The sequence below is a fragment of the Mycolicibacterium sp. lyk4-40-TYG-92 genome (assembly GCF_030209435.1).
In the GTDB taxonomy this organism is placed as follows: Bacteria; Actinomycetota; Actinomycetes; order Mycobacteriales; family Mycobacteriaceae; genus Mycobacterium.
The window spans coordinates 856,096-878,037 of record NZ_JARVRX010000001.1 but is presented as its reverse complement, the minus strand read 5'-3'; the positions used below and the strand labels follow the sequence as shown (position 1 = coordinate 878,037).

General features: G+C 67.5%; 20 protein-coding genes. 8 read left to right on the top strand and 12 right to left on the bottom strand.

Annotated features, from left to right (window positions below):
* Positions 1 to 44: 44 nt before the first annotated feature.
* Complete coding sequence (locus QRN63_RS04360) at positions 45 to 1,313, bottom strand: PucR family transcriptional regulator (protein ID WP_267318429.1); 1,269 nt, start codon at positions 1,311 to 1,313, stop codon at positions 45 to 47.
* A gap of 166 nt (positions 1,314 to 1,479) precedes the next feature.
* Between QRN63_RS04360 and QRN63_RS04355 the strand changes: the two genes are divergently transcribed.
* From QRN63_RS04355 to QRN63_RS04340, 4 genes are read left to right on the top strand one after another with little or no spacing between them, the layout of a single operon-like run.
* On the top strand, positions 1,480 to 2,658 hold the full coding sequence (locus QRN63_RS04355) for a cytochrome P450 (RefSeq protein WP_285029596.1): 1,179 nt from the start codon (positions 1,480 to 1,482) through the stop codon (positions 2,656 to 2,658).
* A complete protein-coding gene (locus QRN63_RS04350; protein ID WP_285029595.1) occupies positions 2,655 to 3,629 on the top strand; it encodes a PDR/VanB family oxidoreductase in 975 nt (324 codons plus the stop codon). The genes QRN63_RS04355 and QRN63_RS04350 overlap by 4 nt, the downstream gene beginning before the upstream one ends.
* The gene (locus QRN63_RS04345; protein ID WP_267318432.1) at positions 3,626 to 4,645 is read left to right on the top strand and encodes a Rieske 2Fe-2S domain-containing protein; all 1,020 of its coding nucleotides are present in this window, start codon (positions 3,626 to 3,628) and stop codon (positions 4,643 to 4,645) included. Before QRN63_RS04350 ends, QRN63_RS04345 begins: the two co-directional genes overlap by 4 nt.
* 10 nt (positions 4,646 to 4,655) lie before the next feature.
* A complete protein-coding gene (locus QRN63_RS04340) occupies positions 4,656 to 6,350 on the top strand; it encodes a GMC oxidoreductase (protein ID WP_285029594.1) in 1,695 nt (564 codons plus the stop codon).
* On the opposite strand, the gene QRN63_RS04335 is transcribed toward QRN63_RS04340, so the two are convergent.
* From QRN63_RS04335 to QRN63_RS04295, 9 genes are read right to left on the bottom strand one after another with little or no spacing between them, the layout of a single operon-like run.
* Positions 6,337 to 6,768 (bottom strand): nuclear transport factor 2 family protein, encoded by a 432-nt coding sequence (locus QRN63_RS04335; protein ID WP_285029696.1) that lies wholly within the window; start codon positions 6,766 to 6,768, stop codon positions 6,337 to 6,339. The two genes, QRN63_RS04340 and QRN63_RS04335, sit on opposite strands and share 14 nt — an antisense overlap.
* A 5-nt stretch (positions 6,769 to 6,773) precedes the next feature.
* Complete coding sequence (gene tsaD, locus QRN63_RS04330) at positions 6,774 to 7,811, bottom strand: tRNA (adenosine(37)-N6)-threonylcarbamoyltransferase complex transferase subunit TsaD (RefSeq protein WP_267318434.1); 1,038 nt, start codon at positions 7,809 to 7,811, stop codon at positions 6,774 to 6,776.
* Positions 7,808 to 8,281 (bottom strand): ribosomal protein S18-alanine N-acetyltransferase, encoded by a 474-nt coding sequence (gene rimI / locus QRN63_RS04325; protein ID WP_285029593.1) that lies wholly within the window; start codon positions 8,279 to 8,281, stop codon positions 7,808 to 7,810. Before rimI ends, tsaD begins: the two co-directional genes overlap by 4 nt.
* The gene (gene tsaB / locus QRN63_RS04320) at positions 8,278 to 8,901 is read right to left on the bottom strand and encodes a tRNA (adenosine(37)-N6)-threonylcarbamoyltransferase complex dimerization subunit type 1 TsaB (RefSeq protein WP_285029592.1); all 624 of its coding nucleotides are present in this window, start codon (positions 8,899 to 8,901) and stop codon (positions 8,278 to 8,280) included. The genes rimI and tsaB overlap by 4 nt, the downstream gene beginning before the upstream one ends.
* Positions 8,898 to 9,359 carry a tRNA (adenosine(37)-N6)-threonylcarbamoyltransferase complex ATPase subunit type 1 TsaE gene (tsaE, locus tag QRN63_RS04315; RefSeq protein ID WP_267318437.1) on the bottom strand — a complete coding sequence of 154 codons (462 nt, stop codon included), beginning with the start codon at positions 9,357 to 9,359 and terminating at the stop codon, positions 8,898 to 8,900. The genes tsaB and tsaE overlap by 4 nt, the downstream gene beginning before the upstream one ends.
* The gene (locus QRN63_RS04310) at positions 9,352 to 10,443 is read right to left on the bottom strand and encodes an alpha/beta fold hydrolase (protein ID WP_267318438.1); all 1,092 of its coding nucleotides are present in this window, start codon (positions 10,441 to 10,443) and stop codon (positions 9,352 to 9,354) included. Before QRN63_RS04310 ends, tsaE begins: the two co-directional genes overlap by 8 nt.
* Positions 10,444 to 10,448: 5 nt before the next feature.
* Positions 10,449 to 11,594, bottom strand: a complete 1,146-nt coding sequence (gene alr, locus QRN63_RS04305; RefSeq protein ID WP_285029591.1) for an alanine racemase — start codon at positions 11,592 to 11,594, stop codon at positions 10,449 to 10,451.
* 55 nt (positions 11,595 to 11,649) lie between these two features.
* On the bottom strand, positions 11,650 to 13,071 hold the full coding sequence (gene gad, locus QRN63_RS04300; RefSeq protein WP_502888075.1) for a glutamate decarboxylase: 1,422 nt from the start codon (positions 13,069 to 13,071) through the stop codon (positions 11,650 to 11,652).
* Positions 13,043 to 14,455: an NAD(P)H-hydrate dehydratase gene (locus tag QRN63_RS04295; protein ID WP_267318441.1), complete on the bottom strand. Its 1,413-nt coding sequence runs from the start codon at positions 14,453 to 14,455 to the stop codon at positions 13,043 to 13,045. Before QRN63_RS04295 ends, gad begins: the two co-directional genes overlap by 29 nt.
* A 137-nt stretch (positions 14,456 to 14,592) precedes the next feature.
* Here QRN63_RS04295 and QRN63_RS04290 point away from each other — a divergent pair, with 137 nt between their 5' ends.
* Positions 14,593 to 14,958 carry a hypothetical protein gene (locus QRN63_RS04290; protein WP_285029589.1) on the top strand — a complete coding sequence of 122 codons (366 nt, stop codon included), beginning with the start codon at positions 14,593 to 14,595 and terminating at the stop codon, positions 14,956 to 14,958.
* Between the two features lie 3 nt (positions 14,959 to 14,961).
* On the opposite strand, the gene QRN63_RS04285 is transcribed toward QRN63_RS04290, so the two are convergent.
* Positions 14,962 to 16,035, bottom strand: coding sequence for a zinc-dependent dehydrogenase (locus tag QRN63_RS04285; RefSeq protein WP_285029588.1), 1,074 nt, complete (start codon positions 16,033 to 16,035; stop codon positions 14,962 to 14,964).
* A gap of 211 nt (positions 16,036 to 16,246) precedes the next feature.
* On the opposite strand from QRN63_RS04285, the gene QRN63_RS04280 reads away from it, so the two are divergent.
* The 3 genes from QRN63_RS04280 (at position 16,247) to QRN63_RS04270 (ending at position 20,531) form a co-directional block, all read left to right on the top strand.
* On the top strand, positions 16,247 to 18,223 hold the full coding sequence (locus tag QRN63_RS04280; RefSeq protein WP_502888074.1) for a PTS mannitol transporter subunit IICBA: 1,977 nt from the start codon (positions 16,247 to 16,249) through the stop codon (positions 18,221 to 18,223).
* A gap of 24 nt (positions 18,224 to 18,247) precedes the next feature.
* Complete coding sequence (locus QRN63_RS04275) at positions 18,248 to 19,006, top strand: DeoR/GlpR family DNA-binding transcription regulator (protein ID WP_285029587.1); 759 nt, start codon at positions 18,248 to 18,250, stop codon at positions 19,004 to 19,006.
* Between the two features lie 286 nt (positions 19,007 to 19,292).
* Complete coding sequence (locus QRN63_RS04270) at positions 19,293 to 20,531, top strand: HNH endonuclease (RefSeq protein ID WP_285029586.1); 1,239 nt, start codon at positions 19,293 to 19,295, stop codon at positions 20,529 to 20,531.
* Positions 20,532 to 20,798: 267 nt separating this feature from the next.
* Here the strand turns inward: QRN63_RS04270 and QRN63_RS04265 are convergent, their stop codons facing one another.
* Positions 20,799 to 21,926 carry a GGDEF domain-containing protein gene (locus tag QRN63_RS04265; RefSeq protein WP_267318446.1) on the bottom strand — a complete coding sequence of 376 codons (1,128 nt, stop codon included), beginning with the start codon at positions 21,924 to 21,926 and terminating at the stop codon, positions 20,799 to 20,801.
* Positions 21,927 to 21,942: the final 16 nt, after the last annotated feature.

The window sequence follows — 21,942 nt, the reverse complement described above, 5'->3', positions numbered from 1 at the left end:
CGCAGGTTGTCGACGGTCCACAAATGCCCTGTCGCGGCGAATTGTCAGTTCAGAACTGCCTGACCGAACCAGTGGCACAGCAGCAATGCGACCTCGACCTCGATGCGGTCGTCGACGATCGGCGCGCCCCGGCGACTGATGGCGCGGTTCACCCGGTACTTGATCGAATTCGAATGCAGATGCATTTCATCGGCGGCGGCCTTGAAACTCGACCCGGTCCGCAGAAACACACGCAAGGTCTCGCGGAGCCGCTCGTCGTTCTCGGTGTTGCTCGCCAGTGGACCCAGGATTTCGGCCACCCACGCGCCGACCGATCCGACGTTCTCGCCCAGCAGCGTCGCGACGGGTAGTCCCGGGTCGCTCGCCGCGGTGATGCGACGTTCCACCGAGCCCGACACCACTGACACCGCGCGGGCGTCGACCGCTTGTTCGTGCGAACGCCGGAAGCCCTCGATGCCCGGTAACGGGTTGCCCATCGCAACCCACGGCGAATCCTGTTGCGCCGCAGTGAATTCGCGGATCCGATCGGCCGCGTCGTCGGCGCCGTGTGCCGACAGCGGCAGCCAGACCCAGGCGGTGAGGTGGTCGACCGACAGAAACAGCGGTGGCTCGTGGGTGCCGAGCGACGTGGCGAGGTGGTCCGCGAAGCGCTCCATGCGCACGAGCTCGTCGCCGCCGTTGTCATCCGGGTACCACAGCGCCAGCGCCAGGTGCACGCGCTGCAGCGGGTAGCGGATCTCCTCGGTCAGTTGGTCGACGTCACCGCTGCCCGCGGTGAGGATGGCGCGAACCCGTTGGGCCCGCATGCTGTTTCGGTTCTCCACCCACAGGTCGTACTCACGCTGGTACGTGGTGAGGACCTGTTGCGAGATCCAGTCGATGTAGCCGAACGAGACCGTCTGGAAGTACTTGAAAACGTCGAGACCCCAGCGCGGATCCATGTCCGAGGCCGCGATCTCGTCGAGCACGAAGTTCAGCACTTCCTTGTGTCCCAGCCGGTAGGCGCGCACCATCGCATTTGCGGACACTCCGCGCTGCGCCATGCGGCGAGCGTGTTCGAGCGATTCCGTCGGCGGTACGACAGCCTCGATGGGAATGCGGTGCCGAATCGAGGCGAAAACGGTTTCGACATTGGCCGCCACCGTGTGGGCCTGCAATTCGAGCAGTTGCGCGTCCTCGTTGAGCTCGGCGATTTCGGTGAGCAGGATCTTCTGGATCGACTGCGTGATGTCACCCAACTTGCCGTCGAGGGCACCGATCATCTCCGCTGCGCGCGCAACGACCGCACTCTCGTCAACGCGTCTTTCCGGCATGAAACGACCGTAGATCACGAGGCGCCGGCGTTGCTGCAAATCGGGCTTTGTCGCCGCGCGACAACGACGCTGCGCAATCACCCCGAGAGTTGGTCGTCCCGAGACGTCGATCCAAACCGCCCTGGTGAATAGCTTTCATAACCACCAGACCGATAGGGAGGCCACAGTGACTACTCGCGCCGCAGCCGAAGTGGACCTCGCCGCTGTCGACCTCGCCGACCCCGCGGTATGGGACGACGGCCCGCCATACGAGTTGTTCGCCCGAATGCAGCGCGAAGACCCCGTGCACTACAGCCCGCAGCGAAACGTCCCCGGCGAAGGCGGCTTCTGGTCCATCACCCGGTTCGACGACGTCCGGACCGTCAGCCGCGACCACCGCACGTTCTCGTCGGAGAAGCGCGGAGTGTTCAACGTCGACGACATCGGTGTCCCGCTGGATATCCAACGCCTCCAGCTGATTTCGATAGACCCACCGCGACACGACCGGCTAAAAGCCCTCGTCGTCAACGCCTTCACCCCCGAACGCGTCGCCGCCCACGAAGAGGCCATCAAGCACATCATCAACGACGTCCTCGACAGTGTGGCCGACCGCGAGAGCTTCGATCTGGTCCGCGACATCGCCCGCCCGGTGCCGGCCCGCGCGATCGGTTCCATGCTCGGCACGGCCGCAGAGGACGACGAGCACCTCGTCTACTGGACCAACGTGTTCAGCGCGTTCGAAGACCCGGATATCCGCAAGCAGTGCGATGACGCCGGCGCCATCGTCACCGAGATCATCAGGTACCTGGGCGATCAGCTGAATCAGCGCCGGGAGAACCCGCGCGACGACCTGATCACTGCGGTGATGAACGCCGGCAACGACTCGACGCGGGCGACCTACAGCGCGACGATGCTGGCCCTGATGCAGAACCCGGATCAGCTGATCCTGCTGCAGGAGAACCCCGAACTGCTCGAGGCCACCGTCGAAGAGGGCCTGCGCTACGCACCCGCCTTCGCCTTCATGGCGCGCGCCGCCACGACGGATGTCGAGCTGCATGGCAAGCAGATCAAGGAAGGTGACAGATTGATGCTGTGGTACCTGGCGTCCAACCGGGACGAGACCGCATTCGAGAATCCGCACGAGTTCGACATCACCCGCGAGGGGCTGGCGGACAAGCACCAGGCCTTCGGTGGTCCCGGCGAGCACTTCTGCCTCGGCGCCAACCTGGCGCGACTGGAACTGAAGGTGTGGATTCAGGAGACCATCCGCCGGTTTCCCGATCTCACGCTGGACGGTGAGCCGATGCGCGTGCGCGCCCTGTTCCGCAACCAGTACAAGTCGATCCCCGTGCGGCGGTCAGCATGAGTAACGCCGCTTACCGGGAAGTCGAGGTCGACCTCGAGGTACGTCGACGCGAGCAGTCCGCGGACGGTGTCGTCACGCTGACGCTCGCCGACCCCACCGGCGCCGACCTGCCTGAGTGGACCCCCGGCGCTCACATCGACCTGGTGATGTCGCCGTCGCTGACGCGGCAGTACTCCCTGTGCGGCAGCACCGCCAGCCGCACCGAGTGGCAGGTGGGCATCCTGCTCGACCCGAACAGCCGGGGCGGCTCGCGGTACGTGCACGACAAGCTGCACGAAGGCACCACGGTCCGGGTACGCGGCCCGCGCAACCACTTCGCGCTCGCGAACTCGCCGCGCTACCAGTTCGTCGCGGGCGGTATCGGCATCACGCCGATGCTCCCGATGATCGAGACCGCCGAGGCCACCGGTGCCGACTGGCAACTGATCTACGGCGGCAGCTCCCGCTCGTCGATGGCGTACCTGGATGCGTTGGAGCGCTTCGGCGACCGCGTGACCGTATGCGCGCGCGACGAGCACGGCGACGCGTTCCGCACGAAGCTGGCGGCGGTGCTCGCGGCTCCGCAGGACAACACGCTGGTCTACTGCTGCGGCCCGGAGGGTCTGCTGGACGCGGTCGAGAACGGCTGCCAGGCCTGGCCCGGCGGCAGCCTGCACCTCGAGCGCTTCTCGGCGAAGACCATCGAGGAGCCGGCCGACGCGCTCGACACGTTCGAGATCGAGTGCCAGCGTTCCGGCATCACGCTGACCGTCCCGTCGGACAAGACGATCTACGACGTCGCCGAGGAGGCCGGGCTGGACGTGCTGGGGTCGTGCATGGAAGGCGTCTGCGGCACCTGCGAATGCGAAATCATCGCCGGCATCGGCGATCACCGTGACTCCGTGCTGAACGACTCGGAGAAGGCGGAAAACAAAACCATCATGATCTGCGTCTCGCGCTCCCGGTCCGAAAGGCTGGTGCTCGACCTATGAGAACCAACTACCCGTTCAACTGCTGGTATGTGGCCGCGCTCAGCGATGAGGTCGGCGACGGACTGCTCGCCCGGCGGCTGCTGGACAAGCACGTGGTCCTGTACCGCCGCGCGTCCGGCGAAGTGGTCGCCCTCGAGGACCGCTGCGTGCACCGCGCATTCCCCTTGTCGGAGGGCCGGCTCGACGGCGACCGTGTGGTCTGCGGCTATCACGGTTTCAGCTACGAGCCCGACGGATGTCTGGCCGACGTACCGTCGCAGGAGAACGTGCCGCCCGGCGCCCGGGTGCCGGCGTACCCGGTCGTCGAGACCGCGCCGTTCATCTGGATCTGGCTCGGCGAACCCCGCGCCGCCGCCCTGCGCCCGCCGCCGCGCATGCCTTCCGTTGGCTGGACCAGCACCACCGAGGTCCTGCGCGTCGAGGCGAATTACCTTCTGTTGCACGAGCATTACCTCGATCTGACCGATGTCTTCGTGACGCATCCCGAGGTCGTGCCGCCGGACATCCAGCAGTTGCCACCGCTCAACGAGGTCGAGATCTCCGAACGCTCGGTGGCCTACACCCGCTCGACTCCCCCGAGCCGGCTGGCGCCGTGGGAGTCGGCGATCACCGGGTTGCCGGAAGAAACCGTGGCCACCCGGCGCGAAGAGGGCACCTTCGTATCACCCGCGCTGCACACGCAGCACTACGCCATCGAGCTCGCAGACGGAGAGTCATACGGACTCTTGCGCATTCACGGGTTCACGCCCGAATCGCCAGGCTCGACGCATGTCTTCCTGCAGATGGCCCGCAACTACGCCGGCGTCGAGGACACCGTCACCGAGTATCTGCGGATCATGTTCCACGAGTGGGCCGTTCGCGACGCCGCCATCTTGGAGACGATCCAGCGGCGACTCGATGAACCCGGCGCCCGCCGCCGCGATATCAACGTCAAGGCCGACCGGGCCGCGATCCGGGCCCGGCGCATCGCCATGGACATGGTCGACGACGAAACCAGCCGTTTCACCGCCAATTGAGGAGAAGTACATGTCCAATACCGACTATGACGTGATCGTCGTCGGGTCCGGATTCGGGGGCAGCGTCACGGCGTTGCGGCTGACCGAGAAGGGGTACCGCGTCGGCGTCCTGGAGGCGGGTCGCCGGTTCACCGACGACCAGTTCCCGAAAACCAGTTGGGACGTCCGGAAATTCGTGTGGGCGCCGAAGCTGGGATGCTTCGGCATACAGCGCATCCACATGCTGCGCGACGTCGTCATCCTGGCCGGGGCGGGGGTCGGTGGCGGGTCACTGAACTACGCCAACACCCTCTACAAGCCGCCCGCGACGTTCTTCAACGACCCGCAGTGGGCCCACATCACCGACTGGTCCGACGAGCTGTCGCCCTTCTACGACCAGGCCCGGCGCATGCTCGGCGTGGTGATCAACCCGAGCATGACCCCGGCCGACGACATCATGAAAGCGGTCGCCGAGGACATGGGCGTGGGCGACACGTTCGTCCAGACTCCGGTCGGCGTGTTCTTCGGTGAACCCGGCAAGACTGTCCGGGACCCGTTCTTCGGCGGCGTCGGACCGGACCGCACCGGGTGTATCGAATGCGGGAGCTGCATGACGGGCTGCCGCTACGGCGCCAAGAACACGCTGCTCAAGAACTACCTGGGCCTGGCCGAGAATGCCGGCGCCACAGTGCATCCGCTGACGACAGTCGATTCGGTGCGGCAGAGCGCCAGCGGCATCTGGGAGATCGACACCGTGCGCACCGGCCGAACCCTGCGCAAGAACCGGCGTACCTTCACGGCGCGGCACGTCGTCCTGGCCGCCGGTACCTGGGGCACCCAGAACCTGCTGCACAAGATGAAAGACAGCGGCACGCTGCCACAGCTGTCGGACCGGCTCGGCGTGCTCACCCGCACCAACTCCGAATCCATCGTCGGCGCCATGAAATACAAGGTCGACCCGGCGCTGGATCTGACCCGCGGGGTGGCCATCACCTCGTCGTTCCACCCGACCAGCGACACCCACATCGAATCGGTGCGCTACGGCAAGGGCTCCAACGCGATGGGTCTGCTGCAGACCGTGATGACCGACGGCAGCGGGCGGTGGCCGCGGTGGCTGAAGGCACTCGGCCTGGCCGTGAAGCATCCGCGCGCGCTGCTGCGCGTGCTGACGGTCGACCATTGGAGTGAGCGCACGGTGATTTCGCTGGTGATGCAAAACCTGGACAACTCGATCACCACCTTCACCAAGCGCGGATTGCGCGGGCGACACCTGTCGAGCAAGCAGGGCCACGGCCAGCCAAACCCGACGTGGATCCCGGTCGGCAACGACGCGACCCGGCGGGTTGCCCAGAAAATCGACGGCGTCACGGCCGGCACCTGGGGTGAGCTGTTCAACATCCCGATGACGGCGCACTTCCTCGGCGGTTGCGCCATCGGCTCGGATGCTGAGCACGCCGTCATCGACCCGTACCACCGCGTCTACGGCTACCCGACCCTGAGTGTTGTTGACGGGTCGGCGGTTTCGGCGAACCTGGGCGTCAACCCGTCGCTGACCATCACCGCCCAGGCCGAGCGTGCGGCGGCGATGTGGCCCAACAAGGGCGAGGAAGACCTGCGTCCCGAGCAGGGGCTGCCCTACCGCCGGGTGGAGGCTGTCACGCCGGTCAAACCGGTTGTACCGGAAGGCGCCCCGGGGGCGTTGCGGCTGCCCCTCATCCCAAGGTGATGTTCAGGTGGTCGGACACGTCGCCGACCATCTGAACATCCACGACGCGTTCGGTGAAGTACCAGCCGGCGGCGTCGCGCGCGAACGTATCGGCGTACCGGCCGACCACGATGGGTTGCAGCGGCACGGTGTCCGTCTGCTGGACAACGCAGAACGTCGACCGCGCGCGGGCGGCGTCGCCGTCGAGGTCGACGATCGGGTTGAGCACCAGATGCCTTGTCCGCGGTGTGTTTCCGTGGTCGGGGAACCGGCGGGTGGTCTTGGCGAACAGCGCCGCGATGCCCTCGGCACCGGCGACCCCCATGAAGTTGCCGCGCCCCAACAGGTTTCCCACGCCCTCGAAGTCGCCCGCGTCGATCAACTCGGCGTACCGGTACAGCAGCTCGGTGATCTCCAGTTTGTCCGCGGCGGCCGCCAGTGCGCTCACGCGATCTGCCCTTTGACCACCGGCAGTCCCGGGTCGCTCGGTACGTCGAGGCGCGACGGCTTGGCTCCCGCCGCGATCAGGTGCGCGGCGAACGAGGCGATCATGGCGCCGTTGTCGGTGCACAGTCGCGGCCGTGGCACCCGGAGCGTCAAACCGGCCTCGGCACAACGTTCTTCGGCCAGCTCGCGCAGCCGCGAGTTGGCCGCCACGCCCCCGGCGATCAGCAGCGTCGACACGCCCAGGTCGGTGGCCGCGCGAACGGCCTTGCGGGTGAGCACATCCGCGACCGCCTCCTGGAAACCGGCCGCCACGTCGGCGTGCGACGCGTCCGGGTGTTTCTCCATGTGGCGGGCGACCGCGGTCTTGAGCCCGGAAAAACTGAAGGCATACGGGTCATCTCGCGGTCCGGTCATGCCGCGCGGGAACACGATGGCATTCCGGTCGCCTCGGCGGGCCAGCTCGTCGAGCACCCGGCCGCCGGGGTAGCCGAGGCCCAGCAGCCGGGCCACCTTGTCGTACGCCTCGCCGGCCGCGTCGTCGACGGTGCTGCCGAGTTCCTCGATGGGCTCACCGAGCGAGCGGACGTGCAGCAGATGCGTATGACCACCCGACACCAGCAGACCGACGCTCTCGGGCAGCGGGCCGTGGTCGTAGACGTCGGCAGCCAGGTGCCCGCCGAGGTGGTTGACGCCGTAGAACGGCACACCCCACGCCGCCGAATAGGCCTTGGCCGCAGCGACACCCACCAGCAACGCACCGGCCAGGCCCGGTCCGATGGTCGCCGCGACGACGTCGGGCCGCTCGATGCCGGCGGTCGCCAGCGCCCGGCTCATGGTGGGGCCCAACGACTCCAGGTGCGCGCGCGAAGCGATCTCCGGCACCACACCGCCGTAGCGGGTGTGTTCGTCGACGCTGGACGCGACCTCGTCGGCCAATAACGAAACGCGTACCGACCCGTCCTTCTCCACGGCCAGCTCGCAGATGCCGACGCCTGTTTCGTCACAGGAACTTTCGATTGCCAAGATGACTGTCATGAGCCTGAATTGCTCCTCACATCCGCGTCGCGCCGCATGGTGTACGCGTCCGCGCCACTGATCCGGTAATACCGTTTGCGCACACCCATCTTCACGAATCCGGTGCTTTCGTACAGGCCGATCGCTGGCTCGTTGTCGGTGCGCACCTCCAGGAAGACGGTGCCGCCGTCGGCGATGGTCAGCAGCCGGTCCAGCAGCTCGCGGCCGATGCCCTGGCCCTGGTATGCCGGATCGACACCGATGGTGTGCACCTCGTACTCGAACGGCGGTTTGCGGCCCAGCCGGCTGATGCCGGCATACCCCACCAGGAGCTTGCCGTCCCGGGCCGCGACGTAGTGGTTGTGGTCCGACTCGAGTTCGCGGATGAAAGCCACGGCCGGCCACGGGTCGTCGCCGGGGAACAGGATCGCTTCGAGTTCGCCGCACCGGTCTGCGTCGCCGACGGTCAGCGGCCCGTATTCGGCTGTCACGAGAGTCCCCGCTCAGCAAGGGTTTTCGCGTCGGGGCGGCGCAGGTACAGCGGCACCAGGGCGGCGGGCGGCTGGTGCCAGTCGGCAGCCGCCACGAGGCCGGTCACCGTCGGGTACTCCACCGCGAGCGACGGCAACGGGAACAGCGCGGCCTGCGCCGCCGGGCCGGCCACCGAGCCGGAGCCGGGCTCCACGTCTGCTGCCGCGCTGACGGCCGGCCCGTCGACGCGCACACCGTCGCGGTACCGCGTCCAATACACCTCGCGGCGACGGGCGTCGGTGACCACCAACAGTTCTCCCGGCGTCGCGGGGGCTATGGCATCCAAGCTGCACACCCCGTACACCGGGATGCCGAGCGCCTGTCCGTATGCGGCTGCGGTGGCCATGCCGACGCGCAGCCCGGTGAACGGGCCCGGCCCACAGCCGACGACCACGGCCTCCAGGTCGGCGAAGGTGATGCCGGCATCGGCAACGGCGGCAATGACATTGGGCGTCAGCTGCTCGGCGTGCGCGCGGGCATCGACGGTGATCCGTTCGGCCAGCACCTCGACGCCGGTCGGGGTGCGCCGGGCGACTCCCGCGGTCACCGCCGGGGTCGCGGTGTCGATAGCGAGGATCATGCGCGGCTCCAATGCCAGACAGCGGTACGGGTGTCGTCGTCGGCGCGCTCCAACCGGATGTCCAGATGGCTGGCCGACAGGCGCTCGGCCAGACCCTCGCCCCACTCGACGACGACCACGGCGTCATCGAGGTCGGTGTCGAGATCGAGCGAGTCGAGTTCTCCGAGCAGGTCGGTGCTGCCCGAGTCGAGCAGCCGGTACATGTCGACGTGCACCATCGCGGGGTACCCGGCACGACGGGCCGGATGCACGCGGGCCAGCACATACGACGGTGACGTCACCGCACCCTCGACGTCCATGCCTTGCGCGATCCCCTTGGCCAGCATGGTCTTTCCGGCACCCAGCGGGCCGGTCAGCACCACGACGTCACCGACCTTCAGCTCGGCGCCGAACCGCGCGCCGAGGGCCCTGGTGTCGGCCTCGGTCGGCAGGTGCACGGTGCCGTGCGAATCATCCATTGCGCTTGGCCTTTCCACGCAGATGCCGGGTCAGCGCCACGAGCCGTGACGGCGTGGCGTGTTCGACGAAACGCTCGAGCGCCTCGTTGATCAGTTCAGGTTGCTCCATGTGCACCATGTGTCCGGCGCCTTCGACGATGACCAGCTCGGATTTCGGGAGCTGCCGCGCCATGGCCTGCGACTTGGCAAGCGGCGTGAGCAAATCCTGGTCGCCACAGGCGATCAGGGTGGGTACGTGTTGCAGCACCGGCAATGCACCTGCCTCGTCGTGGGTTTCGAGTGCGTGCAGGAACTCGACAGTGGTCCGGATCGACGTGTTGTGCGTCATCTTCTCGACGTACCGAGCCACCGACGGGCTGACCGCGTCATCGCCGAACGACGCCGCCTTGAGTACGGGACCGATGACAGCCTTGGCGGCACCGCGGCCCGCACTGACCGCGCCGGGCGCGAACCGCACTGCGACCTTCGCCGCTTCCAGGGCCGGATTCTGAAGCACCTCACCCAACGGCGAACGGGTAACCCCTTGTGCCGCAGAGGCGAAGATCGCGACGCCGCATACCCGCGCCGGGTAGTTGTGCGGAAACTGACGGGCGTGGGACAGCACCGCCATGCCGCCCATCGAGTGACCGACCAGCACGACCGGACCACGCGGCGCCATCACCCGCATGACCGATTCGAGATCCTGACCCAATTGCGGGACGGTATACGAGTCGGTCGGGCCCGGCGACGACCGGCCGTGGCCGCGCTGGTCGTAGAACACCATGCGGACCTGGTCGCCCCACCGCTCGGCCAGCCGGGCGCGCTGAAAATGGAAGGAGCCCATGCTGTTACAGAAACCGTGCGCGAAGAGCACCGTCAGCCGGGCGTCTTTCGGGCCGACCTCCCGTACCGCCAGCGGCACACCGTCGGTGGCCGTCACGACGCAGCCGCGGTCGGCGTCGAGCGTGGTGAAATCCTCACCGGCGTAAGGATCTTCGCCACCACGCCGACGCAACGAACGAGCCACGCTGATCCCGGCGACCGAACCCACGGCAGTGAGACCGGCCATGCCCGCCAGCCACCGGGCATTCTTGTTGTCGCTCATGGGCGTCAGCCTGTCGACTCGCGGTAGGTCCGGGCGATCCTGCCCCGGGGGCTGGTCACCACCTCGTAGTTGATGGTGCCCAGCAGTTCGGCCCAGTCCTGCGCCGTCGGCTCGCCGGCGGCACCCGAGCCGAACAACACCGCCTCGTCGCCCACCTTGACGCCGGCACCGTCGGGACCGAGGTCAATGACGAACTGGTCCATACAGATTCGCCCGACGTTGCGGTACCGGGCACCGTTGATGCTGACGTCGATGCGTCCGCTCAGGCCGCGGAACACCCCGTCGGCATACCCCAGCGGGACCAGCCCTACGGTGGTGTCGCGGTCGGCGATCCACGTGTGGCCGTAGGACACACCGTCGCCGGCCTTGATCGAACGCACCGCGGCGACAGGACATTTCAGCGTCATGACGGGCCACAGGCCGAAATCCCCGAGCGCGGGGATCGGGGTCTGCCCGTAGACCGCGATACCCGGCCGCACCACATCGAAATGCAGATCTGGCCGCGTCAGCGTTGCGGGCGAGTTGGCCAGGTGCGCCACCTCGAAGTGCACGCCGGCACCTGCCGCCTGTTTCCGCGCAGCGGTGAGACGGGCGGCCTGCGTGTCGTTCATGGGGTGCTGCGGATCGTCGCCGCACGCGAGGTGACTCATGATGCCACGCGGGCGGACCGCACCCTCGGCTGCGGCGCGGGCGATGGCGTCGAGCAGGGCCGGGTACTCGGCGGGGCTGACGCCACCCCGGCTCAGGCCGGTGTCGACCTTGACGGTGAGAGTGGCCGGCGCGCCGCTGCGGCGCACGGCGTCGAGCACGTCGTCGAACTGACGCACCGAGGCCACAGCCACCTGCACGTCGGCGGCCAGCGCGGGAGCGAAATCGGTGCCCGGCAGGTTCAGCCACGACAGCACCGGCGCCGTAATGCCGGCCTGTCGCAGCGCCAGCGCCTCGGTGATGTTGGTGACGCCCAGCTCGGCAGCGCCGGCGGCCAGGGCGGCGCGAGCCACCTGCGGCGCACCGTGCCCGTAACCGTCGGCCTTGACCACGGCCATCACCGCCGCGCCGCCTGCGCGTTCCCGCAAAAGCCGCACGTTATGCGCAATTGCGCCCAGGTCGATGACGGCCTGGGCAGCAGGTTGGAGGTCCGGCGAGCTCATATCGCCTCCGATTCTCCCAGACCCGGTCGGGGCCCGCGCCGAGCGTGCTCGGCGGCTAGTGGGCGAAGGGCTGAACCTCGTCGAACTGGCCCTTCGGTTTGAGATCGTCCAGGTCGTTCAACACGGTGATCAGATCGTCGCGCAGGGCGCGGGCCAGGTCGGCCGAGAACCCCTCACGAACCACCACACGCAGCACTGCGATGTCTGTCGCACCCTCGGGCATGGTGTAGGCCGGCACCTGCCAGCCGTAGGCACGGAGGGCGTGCGACACGTCGAATTCGGTGTAGGGCCGTTTGCCCTTGAGTCGGCACGCGAGGACCGGGATGGCCGAGCCGTCCGTGATGACCTCGAAGTGCTCGCTCTTGCGCAACTCGTCACCGATCCACCGGGCGGTGTCCGACAGGCAGTGCATGATCTGCGAGTAGCCGGCGCGGCCGAGGCGAAGGAAGTTGTAGTACTGGCCTACCACCTGGTTTCCGGGACGGGAGAAGTTCAGGGTGAAGGTCGGCATGTCGCCGCCCAGGTAGTTCACCCGGAACACCAGATCCTCGGGCAGGTGTTCCCCACTGCGCCAGACCACGAAACCGATGCCGGGGTACGTCAGCCCGTACTTGTGGCCGCTGACGTTGATCGACACCACCCGCGGCAACCGGAAGTCCCACTCCAGATGCGGATGCAGGAACGGCACCACGAAACCACCGCTGGCGGCGTCGACGTGGACAGGGATGTCCAGGCCCTTGTCCTGCGCGAGCTGATCAAGTGCCGCGCAGATCTCGGCGATGGGTTCCAGCTCACCGGTGAACGTGGTCCCCAGGATGCCCACCACCCCGATGGTGTCCTCGTCGACGTTGGCGAGCACCTGCTCCGGAGTGATGACGTAACGGCCCTCGGCCATCGGCAGGTACCGCGGCTCGACGTCGAAGTAGCGGCAGAACTTCTCCCACACCACCTGCACGTTGGCACCCATCACCAGGTTGGGCGTGCGTCCCTTCCAGTCGCCCACCTTCTCCCGCCACCGCCATTTGAGGGCCAGGCCGGCCAGCATCACGGCCTCACTGGAACCGATGGTGGATACCCCGCACGCTGACGACGGGTCGTCGTCGCGCAGGCCGTCAGCGTGGAACAAGTCAGCCACCATGGACACTGTCCGGGCCTCGATCGCCGCGGTGGCGGGGTACTCGTCCTTGTCGATCATGTTCTTGTCGAATGTCTCGGCCATCAGCTTCTCGGCCTCAGGGTCCATCCACGTGGTGACGAACGTGGCGAGGTTCAGGCGGGAGCTGCCGTCGAGCATCAACTCGTCGTGGATGAACCGGTAGGCCGCTTGCGGGTCCATCGGATCGTCGGGCAGCCGCAGCGACGGAATCGGTGCAGTGGAGAGCCTGCCGGTGTAAGCGGGGCTCATGACCGATGCGCGAACATGCTTGTGCGACACAAAAGTTCCCTTCCTAGAGCGATGCGATGGCGGCCCGGACATGGGCCAAGATGCGGTGCGCCGACGTCGGCGCGGGACGAGGACCGGGATCGTGTGCGGCGAGATCGGCCGCCCGGGCGTGCACGAACGCCGCCATCGCCGCAGCCTCTCCCGGCACGATGCCCGACGCCAGCAGGGCGCCGATCATGCCGGACAGAACGTCACCGGATCCCGCTGTGGCAGCCCAGGATTGGCCGGCAGGACTGAGATAGGTGGGGCCGCCCGGGTCGGCGACGATGGTGACGTTGCCCTTCAGCAGGACGGTGGCACCCAGGCGGTCGGCGAGTTCACGGGTGGCCGCCACCCGGTCGGAGCCTGGCGGATGTCCTGCGAGCCGGGCGAATTCACCGGCATGCGGGGTCAGCACCGTGGGTGCCGTGCGGTCCGCGACGAGGTCGAGGTCGGCGGCCAACAGGGTCAGCGCGTCGGCGTCGACGATCACGGGCAGGTCGGTGGCCAGCGCGAAGCGCAGCGCCTCCTCGCCGGCGGTGTCGGTGCCCAGCCCCGGGCCGACCACCCACGCCTGGACCCGCCCCGCAGCCGTCGCATCCGGCGCCGCAACGACTTCCGGCCAGTGCGACACCACTTCGGCGTGCGCGGAGCCGGCGTAACGGACCATGCCGGAGGTGGCGGCGACGGCAGCGCCGGTACTCAGGATCGCCGCACCCGGATAGGTCGCCGACCCGGCAAGCACGCCCTTGACGCCCTGGCTGTACTTGTCGTCGGACGGGTGCGGCACCGGCCAGCGGGCGCGGACGTCGTGCGCTTCGAATCCGAGGAACGCCGGCTCCCGCAGGTCGAGTCCGATGTCGATCAGCCCGACGCGGCCGCAGTCGGCCAGTCCGTGCACCGGTTTGAGCCCGCCGAAGGTGACGGTCAGTGCGGCGCGGACATGGGGCCCGTCGGCGGCACCGGTCTGCACATCGATGCCGCTGGGGAGGTCGACGGCGACGACGGGCGCGGTGTTCGCCGCGAACACGGCGGCGGCGTTGGGCCGCAGCGGTCCGGTGGCGCCGATGCCGACGACGCCGTCGATCACCAAATCTGTTGCCGTCGGGACATTCTCGACGACTCGTCCGCCGGCTTTGCGGAACGCTTCGAGTGCCTTGGTGTGGGTGCGGTCCGGGCTGAGGAGCACGGCGGTTGCGGTGGCCCCGCGCCGGCGCAGAAACGTGGCCGCCCACAATGCGTCACCGCCGTTGTCCCCGGACCCGACGACAGCGCAGACCTGGCGACCCGAGACCCCGCCCGTGCGGGCCTTGAGTTCGGTGGCAATCGCCGTCGCCAGCCCGTAGGCCGCCCGGCGCATCAACGCGCCATCGGGCAGGGAAGCCAACAGCGGCGCCTCGGCCGCGCGAATCTGCTCGGCGGTGTAGTAGTGCCGCATAGCTCCGAAGGTTACGCAGATCCACCGGGCCGGGGTTGGCATGTGCGTCAAATTCGGGCGACGAACGTGGGCTGATGTCCGAAAACTCAGCGGAAGTTCGCACACGAGCTCACGTTCGGCGCGGATAACATCCCGCCATGACCTACGGCTATCTGCCGCCGCAACCGGCCAAGCCGCCGATCTCGGGTGGCGATCTCGCCGCGTCCATCAGCGCGCTGGTGCTCACCTACGTCGGCGGCGGCGTGGCCGCATTCTTCGCCGTGTTCGCGATGGCGTTCACCGACTACTGCCCGCCAGCCACGTGCCACATCGACGCCGGGATCAACGCCATGGCCGCGGGCTTTATCGCCGCCATGGCGGTCGCCCTGGCCGGCACCGTCGTCACCGTCATCCGCCTCGCGAAGCGCCGCCCGGCATGGCCGTTCGCCGCCGGCACGCTGGGGCTGTGTGCGTTCCTGTGCGCGCTGGCGATCGGCGGCTACATCGCGGCCGTCGGCGGCTGAGGCTCAGACGAGCACCGCGCTGGGCTCCACCGTCACCTTGATGGCCTCGCCGTTCTGGACGATGCCGAACGCGTCGAGAACCTCGTCGAGCGCGATGTGCCGCGTGATCAAGTCCTTGACCGGTACCTGACCGGTCGAGATGTACTGCAGCGCGCGCTTGTTGTGCTCGGGTGCGGACCCGTTCGCGCCGTGGATGTGCAGCTGCCGGTAGTGCACCACGTTGGAATCACAGGTGATCGTCGGGTTGGTCTTGGGCAGGCCACCGAAAAACGAGATGCGGCCATTGCGCGCTGCCATCGCGATGGCCTGTTCCTGAGTGATGTTGGCGGCGGTCGCGGTGATCACCACATCGGCGCCACGCCCGTCCGTCAGCTCCAGGACCCGTGCGACCACATCGGTATCGGCCGCGTTGATCACCTCGTCTGGGTGCACCGCGTCGGCGGACATCTTCAGCCGGGCGTCGTTGACGTCGACCAGGTACACCGGCCCGCAGTTGTGCACGCCGCGCGCGATGCGGATGTGCATGCACCCGATGGGGCCGGCACCGAACACCACGACGGTGTCACCCGGCTCGATGCCGAGCAGATCCTGGGCGTTGATGGCGCAGGCGAAGGGCTCCGCCGCCGATGCCTCGTCGTAGCCGACGTTGTCCGGAATCCGGTTCAGCCCATCGACTTTGAGAACCTGACGGGGCACGATCATGTACTCGGCGAACCCGCCGTCGTACTGGTAACCCATGGACGTCTGGTTCTGGCACACCGCCATCCAGCCCTTGGCGCATTCGTGGCACTCACCGCACGGCACGGCAGCGATCACCTGCACCCGGTCGCCCGGCGCCCATTCGGTGCCGTACGTGGGATTCACCTCGGCTCCGACCTCGACGATGTCGCCGGCGATCTCGTGCCCGATGGTCCGCGGCGGGGTCAGGTTCTGGTGCCCGTTGTGCAGGATTTTGACATCGGTGCCGCAGGTCGAACAGTTGCGCACCCGAATCTTGATCTCGTCGGGCCCGCACACAGGTTCGGGCACATCTTCGAGCCGGACGTCCTCGGGTGCGTAGTAGCGCAGCGCTTTCATGGCGTTCCTTCCGGTTCTCCGGCCTGGCCGGCGGGTGTGTCGTGGTTCACTCTGCGGCCACTCTAACCGCAATTCGGGCAGAAATCCAAACAATTCTCTGCCCACTTTTGCCCATTTTCTTGCCAACGTGCCCACTTGTGGGCTTTACTCGTATCACACGGTGATGTGACGGGCATCACCTTCACGGTGGGTCAAGCGGAGGTCCAGCACAGTGACTGCAACGACGGAAACACCCCAGCGCGTCAGCCTGCGCGTGCGGATACAGCAGCTCGGCACCGCGCTGTCGAACATGGTGATGCCGAACATCGGCGCCTTCATCGCGTGGGGCCTCATCACCGCACTGTTCATCAAGACCGGCTGGCTGCCCGGCCTCTTTCACTCGCTGCAGAACCCGGATGGCTGGGTGGCCCACATCGGCGGTTGGGGCGCCTACGAGAAGGGCGGCATCGTCGGGCCGATGATCACCTACCTGCTCCCGATCCTCATCGGATCCACCGGCGGCCGGATGGTGTACGGAACCCGCGGAGCCGTCGTCGGCGCCATCACCACCATGGGAGTGGTTGCCGGATCCGATGTTCCGATGTTCATGGGCGCAATGCTCATGGGCCCCTTGGGCGGCTGGGTCATCAAGAAGCTGGATGCGTTGTGGGACGGCAAGATCCGCCCCGGCTTCGAGATGCTGGTGAACAATTTCTCGGCCGGGATCGCCGGCCTGGTGATGGCCGTCATCGGATTCTTCGGCGTCGGCCCGGTGGTGTCGGCGTTCACCCGCGGTGCCGGCCACGTCGTCGACTTCCTCGTCGGGCACGACCTGCTGCCATTGACCTCGATCTTCATCGAACCCGCCAAGGTGCTCTTCCTCAACAACGCCATCAACCATGGCGTGCTCACCCCGCTGGGTACGACCCAGGCGCTCGCCACCGGCAAATCGGTCCTGTTCCTGCTGGAAGCCAACCCCGGGCCCGGCCTCGGAATCCTCTTGGCGTTCATGGTGTTCGGCCGTGGCGCCGCCAAGGCATCGGCACCGGGCGCCGCGATCATCCAGTTCCTCGGCGGCATCCATGAGATCTATTTCCCGTACGTACTCATGAAGCCGAAGCTGATCGCCGCCACCATCCTCGGCGGAATGACGGGCATCTTCATCAACGTGCTGTTCGGATCCGGCCTGCGCGCGCCCGCCGCGCCCGGTTCGATCATCGCCGTCTATGCCCAGACCGCGAGCGGCAGCTACCTCGGCGTCACGCTGTCGGTGCTGGGGGCGGCGGCCGTCTCGTTCGCAGTGGCGGCCGTACTGCTCAAGACCGACCGCGCCACCGACGAGCCCGATCTGGCCGCCGCCACAGCCGAAATGGAGGCACTTAAGGGCAAGCGGTCCAGTGTCGCCGCGGCGCTGGTCGGCGGCTCGACCGCTCCCATCTCCAACATCGTGTTCGCCTGCGACGCCGGCATGGGTTCGTCGGCGATGGGCGCCTCGGTGCTGCGCAAGAAGATCCGGGACGCCGGGATCACCGGCGTGACAGTGGTCAACCAGGCGATCTCCAATCTCACCGATACCTACGGCCTGGCGGTCACCCATCGCGATCTCACCGAGCGAGCCCGCCAGAAGACCCCGTCGGCGCTCCACGTCTCGGTCGACGACTTCATGAACTCGCCCCGCTACGACGAAATCGTCGAACTGCTGGGACGTACCAATGGCGCCTCGGGGCCTTCGGGTGAATCGGCCACGGCCCCAACCGAACCCGCCTCCGACGCCCAACCCGACGATGTGCTCTCGCTCGATTCGATCGTGCTGGCCGGCTCGGCTACCACCGCTTCGGCCGCGATCACGGAGGCCGGCCGACTCCTGGTCGCCGCCAGGGCCGTCGACGAAACCTACGTCGACGCCATGCACGAGCGGGAGAAATCGGTGTCGACGTACATGGGCAACGGCCTGGCGATCCCGCACGGCACCAACGACGCCAAGGGCGCGATCCGCCATTCCGGGATCTCGTTCGTCCGCTATCCCGAACCCATCGACTGGAACGGCAAGCCCGCCGAGTTCGTAGTGGGTATCGCCGGCGCCGGCAAGGACCACATGGCGCTTCTCACCCGGATCGCCCACGTGTTCCTGAACAAGGACGAGGTCGAGCGGTTGCGCCGGGCCAGCACCCCCGAGGAAGTCCGGGCGGTGCTGAGCGAAAGCCCATAGACGACGACCGTAAGAATGTCTTCCGTGGATTCAGACAGCCGTCAGCGCCGCATCGTCGAGTTCGCCCGCACCCGCGGGCGGGTCGAGGTGTTGGCTCTGGCCGAAGAACTGAACGTGGCGTCGGAGACCATCCGTCGCGATCTGAAGGTGCTGGCCGGGCGGCGCATGCTCAAACGGGTCCACGGTGGCGCCATACCGCTGGAGACAGCAGCGTTCGAATCGACGGTGGAGTTCCGCAGCCAGGTCGACCTGGCCCAGAAACACCGGATCGCGGCAGCGGCCGCGGATCTGCTGCACGGATCTGAAACCGTTTATCTGGATGAGGGTTTCACTCCGCGACTGATCGCCGAGCGGCTCGCCGACCAGGAGCTGACAGTGGTGACGTCGTCGCTGCTGGCCGCCGAGGCGCTCGCCCACAGCGAGACCGTGACGGTGTTGTTGCTCGGGGGACGAATGCGCGGACGAACCCTGGCGACGGTGGACAACTGGGCGGTGGAGCGATTGCGCAGCCTGGTCATCGATGTCGCCTACCTCGGCACCAACGGCATCACGCCCGAGCATGGGCTGACCACTCCTGATCCCGCCGTGGCCGCGGTCAAGCAGACAGCGGTGTCGGTCGCGATGCGGCGCATCCTCGTGGCCGCCGATTCCAAGTTCGGTGAGACCAGCTTCTGCCGGTTCGCCGAGGTATCCGACTTCGAGGCGATCGTCACCGGCACGGAACTACCGGCCGCGGAGGCGGCCCGCTACGAAGCCCTGGGGCCGTCGATCGTGCGCGCCTGAGCACGCCACACCACGGAGTCGCCGGCGTCTCCGTCTGGTGTATACGTTTGTCTACCAAGGCGATCCCGCGGCAGCGATGCCCACCTGACGCGGGCGCATGGCCGGCATGAGCACATGGGCCAACAAAGAAGCCGGCCGCCGGATGGAGGCGGTAGGTGTATGGACGGCCGCCTCCCGCGCTTGTCACCAGAAGTTCCCCACCAAGATCACCCGGACCGCCACCGGCGTCCCGACATGTAGCCGGAAAATTGCTTGCTGTTCGAACATTTGTTCGATACAATTGGGTATGGGAATCGCACCGGATCTCCACCCCCTTCTCGACCACCTTCGTGACGTGGTGGTCCCCGACGAGATGGCCGGGGACGACGCGCTGGAGGTGGCGCGGTGTCTGTTGAGGATGCGGAATGTGGTCGATCATCTGGCGGCGACGCTGGCCGGGGTGTTGGACCGCTGTGGTGTTGCCGCTACGCAGGGGCGGACGCTGCGGGAACTGCTGATGTCGCTGGGCTGCGCACCGGCGGTCGCTGAGCGGCTGGTTCGAGTCGGTGCGGCGCTGCCGTTGCTGCCGACGCTGGCGGCGCACGCGTGCGATGGGGCGGTCTCGGGTGAGCATGTCGATGCGATCGTCAAAGGCATCAACCACATTCGAGCCCGATCCCCCGGCGAGGTGGACGAGGAAGCCCGATTCCGCCAGGTGACGGATTTGTTGGGGCAGTTCTTCTCCGGAGCCACCCCGGCCGCGATCGCGGACCGGGCCCGAAAGTTGGGCAACCGCGCCGCCGCCGCCGAGGGTGGGTTGCCGGCGGCGGAGGATCGGTCGGTCAACACCCTCGACCACCGGGTCACCTCTGACGGGCGGCTGCAGGTGCGGGCGGATCTGGATGCCGAAGTCGGCGCCAAGCTGGTCGCCGCAGTGGAAGAGCTGTCGGCGCCGCGACCCGAACCCGACGGCAGCCCCGACACCCGATCCGCCAGCCGGCGCCGCGCCGATGCCCTGGAAGCGATGCTCGACATCGCCGCCCGCGGCGGAGATGTCGCGTCCGCGCCACGGACCCAACTGTTGGTGACGGTGCCCGCCGACACCCCGGACATGGGTCAGCTCGAGTTCATGGGGTCGATCAGCACCATGACCCTGGAACGGATCTGCTGCGACACGGCTGTGACGACCGTCGTCGTGGACGACGAACAGGTGCCCCTGGACATGGGGCGGGAGAAACGGCTGTTCCCGCCGCACCTACGCAAAGCCCTCTACCTACGGGACCGGTGCTGCATCAAATGCGGCGCACCCCCGGGGCGCACCCACGCCCATCACATCGTGCACTGGACCCACGGCGGCGAGACATCACTGGGCAACGGATGCCTGCTGTGCCCGGCCTGCCACGCCAACGTCCACCACGACGGCTGGGGCGTCGTCATAGGGCTGGACAAACACCCCTGGCTCATCCCACCAGCCACCGTCGACCCACAACGGAACCCGGTACCGGCCTACAACCGCCGCACCATGCGACTCGACCACGCCGCATAACACACAAAGCTTTGCGCACCTTGACAACTCAACAGTGAACACATCACGGGCCTGCCGCTTCGACGGCGGAGCGGCAGGCCCGCGCACCAGCCGAACGCAACGGGGCTGCCATGGTGTGTGGTGTCCGGTCAGCCCTGGGAATGCGGCAGCACCGGATCCCGGTGGCCGCCTGGAGAGCCGGTCAAACAGTGTTGGGGCCACCGGCGATCCGAGTCGGGCCACCGCGACCGAGCGGCGCTCGCGCGTCGGCGGATCGCCAATAGTTCACTACGGTGTCCGAACCGCGTCGGGCATCGACGGCAGGTAGCTGACGGCATTGCCGCCGCTACGCTTGGCCACGAACATGGCCTCGTCCGCGCGTGCGACCAGATCGCCGAGCAGTTCCGCGTGGTCGCAACCCAATTCAGCGAAGTGCGCAATCCCCGCGGCGGTGATCCCGATACTCGCCGTGATCGGCGCGTGGTCCCCGCGGCCGGACAACGCGACCCGGATCCGGTCGGCCACGGACGCCCAGCCCCCCGGCTGCAGGACATCGACGACGACGAACTCCTCGCCCCCGACTCGCGCCACCAACGCACCGCCGTGCACGGCGGACTCCAGACGGCGGGCACACCGGACCAGCACCTCGTCGCCGACGCTGTGGCCGAACCGGTCGTTGACGCCTTTGAACCGGTCCAGGTCGATAACGATGACCACGACGTCGGCCGCGCGCTTGCGGTGGCCGCGCAGCAGGTCGTCGATGTGGAGATTGAGGCCGCGGCGGTTCAGCAACCCCGTCAGCGGGTCGTTCGAGGCCTCGTTGGCTTCGTTACGCAGGGCCCAGATGCCGAAGTGGGCAGCTATCGGCGCCACCGCGAGCGCCCCGCCAGACAACAACTTCACGAACGCCAGCACCAGATCGCCGCCGCCCATCACCGCGATCTCGGCAGCCATCGCCGCGATCGACAACACCGCCCAGAAGCTGTGTATGGCATGCGCTTTCGGGCCGTCGAAGAAGATGATGTAGAACGACACCAGCATCAGCGCACTCAGCCCGAACATGCCGGACAGCACCTTCTGGTTGAGCAGGGTCACCACGGTGACGCCGATGTCGACATTGATGATGAACGCGTGCGACAGCCGGTACGACGGCCACGGCCCCAGCCACCACACCCAGCTCCACACGTACATCGCCGTGATGAACACGATCGACACGGCCCGGACGGCCACGCCGGCGGGTTGGTCACCGGACCACTGGGCGATCATGACGATCAAACCGACCATGCCGACGCCGAGCCCGACCAGGAACTGGATCAGTCCGGTCAGCGACCGCTTCGCGAAGTACTCGACCTGCGCCTCGTAGTCGGTCGGCGTGCGCCACCATTCGCGGACCATTCGGACCGTCGCGTGGCGCACAGCAGCATCCAGCAAC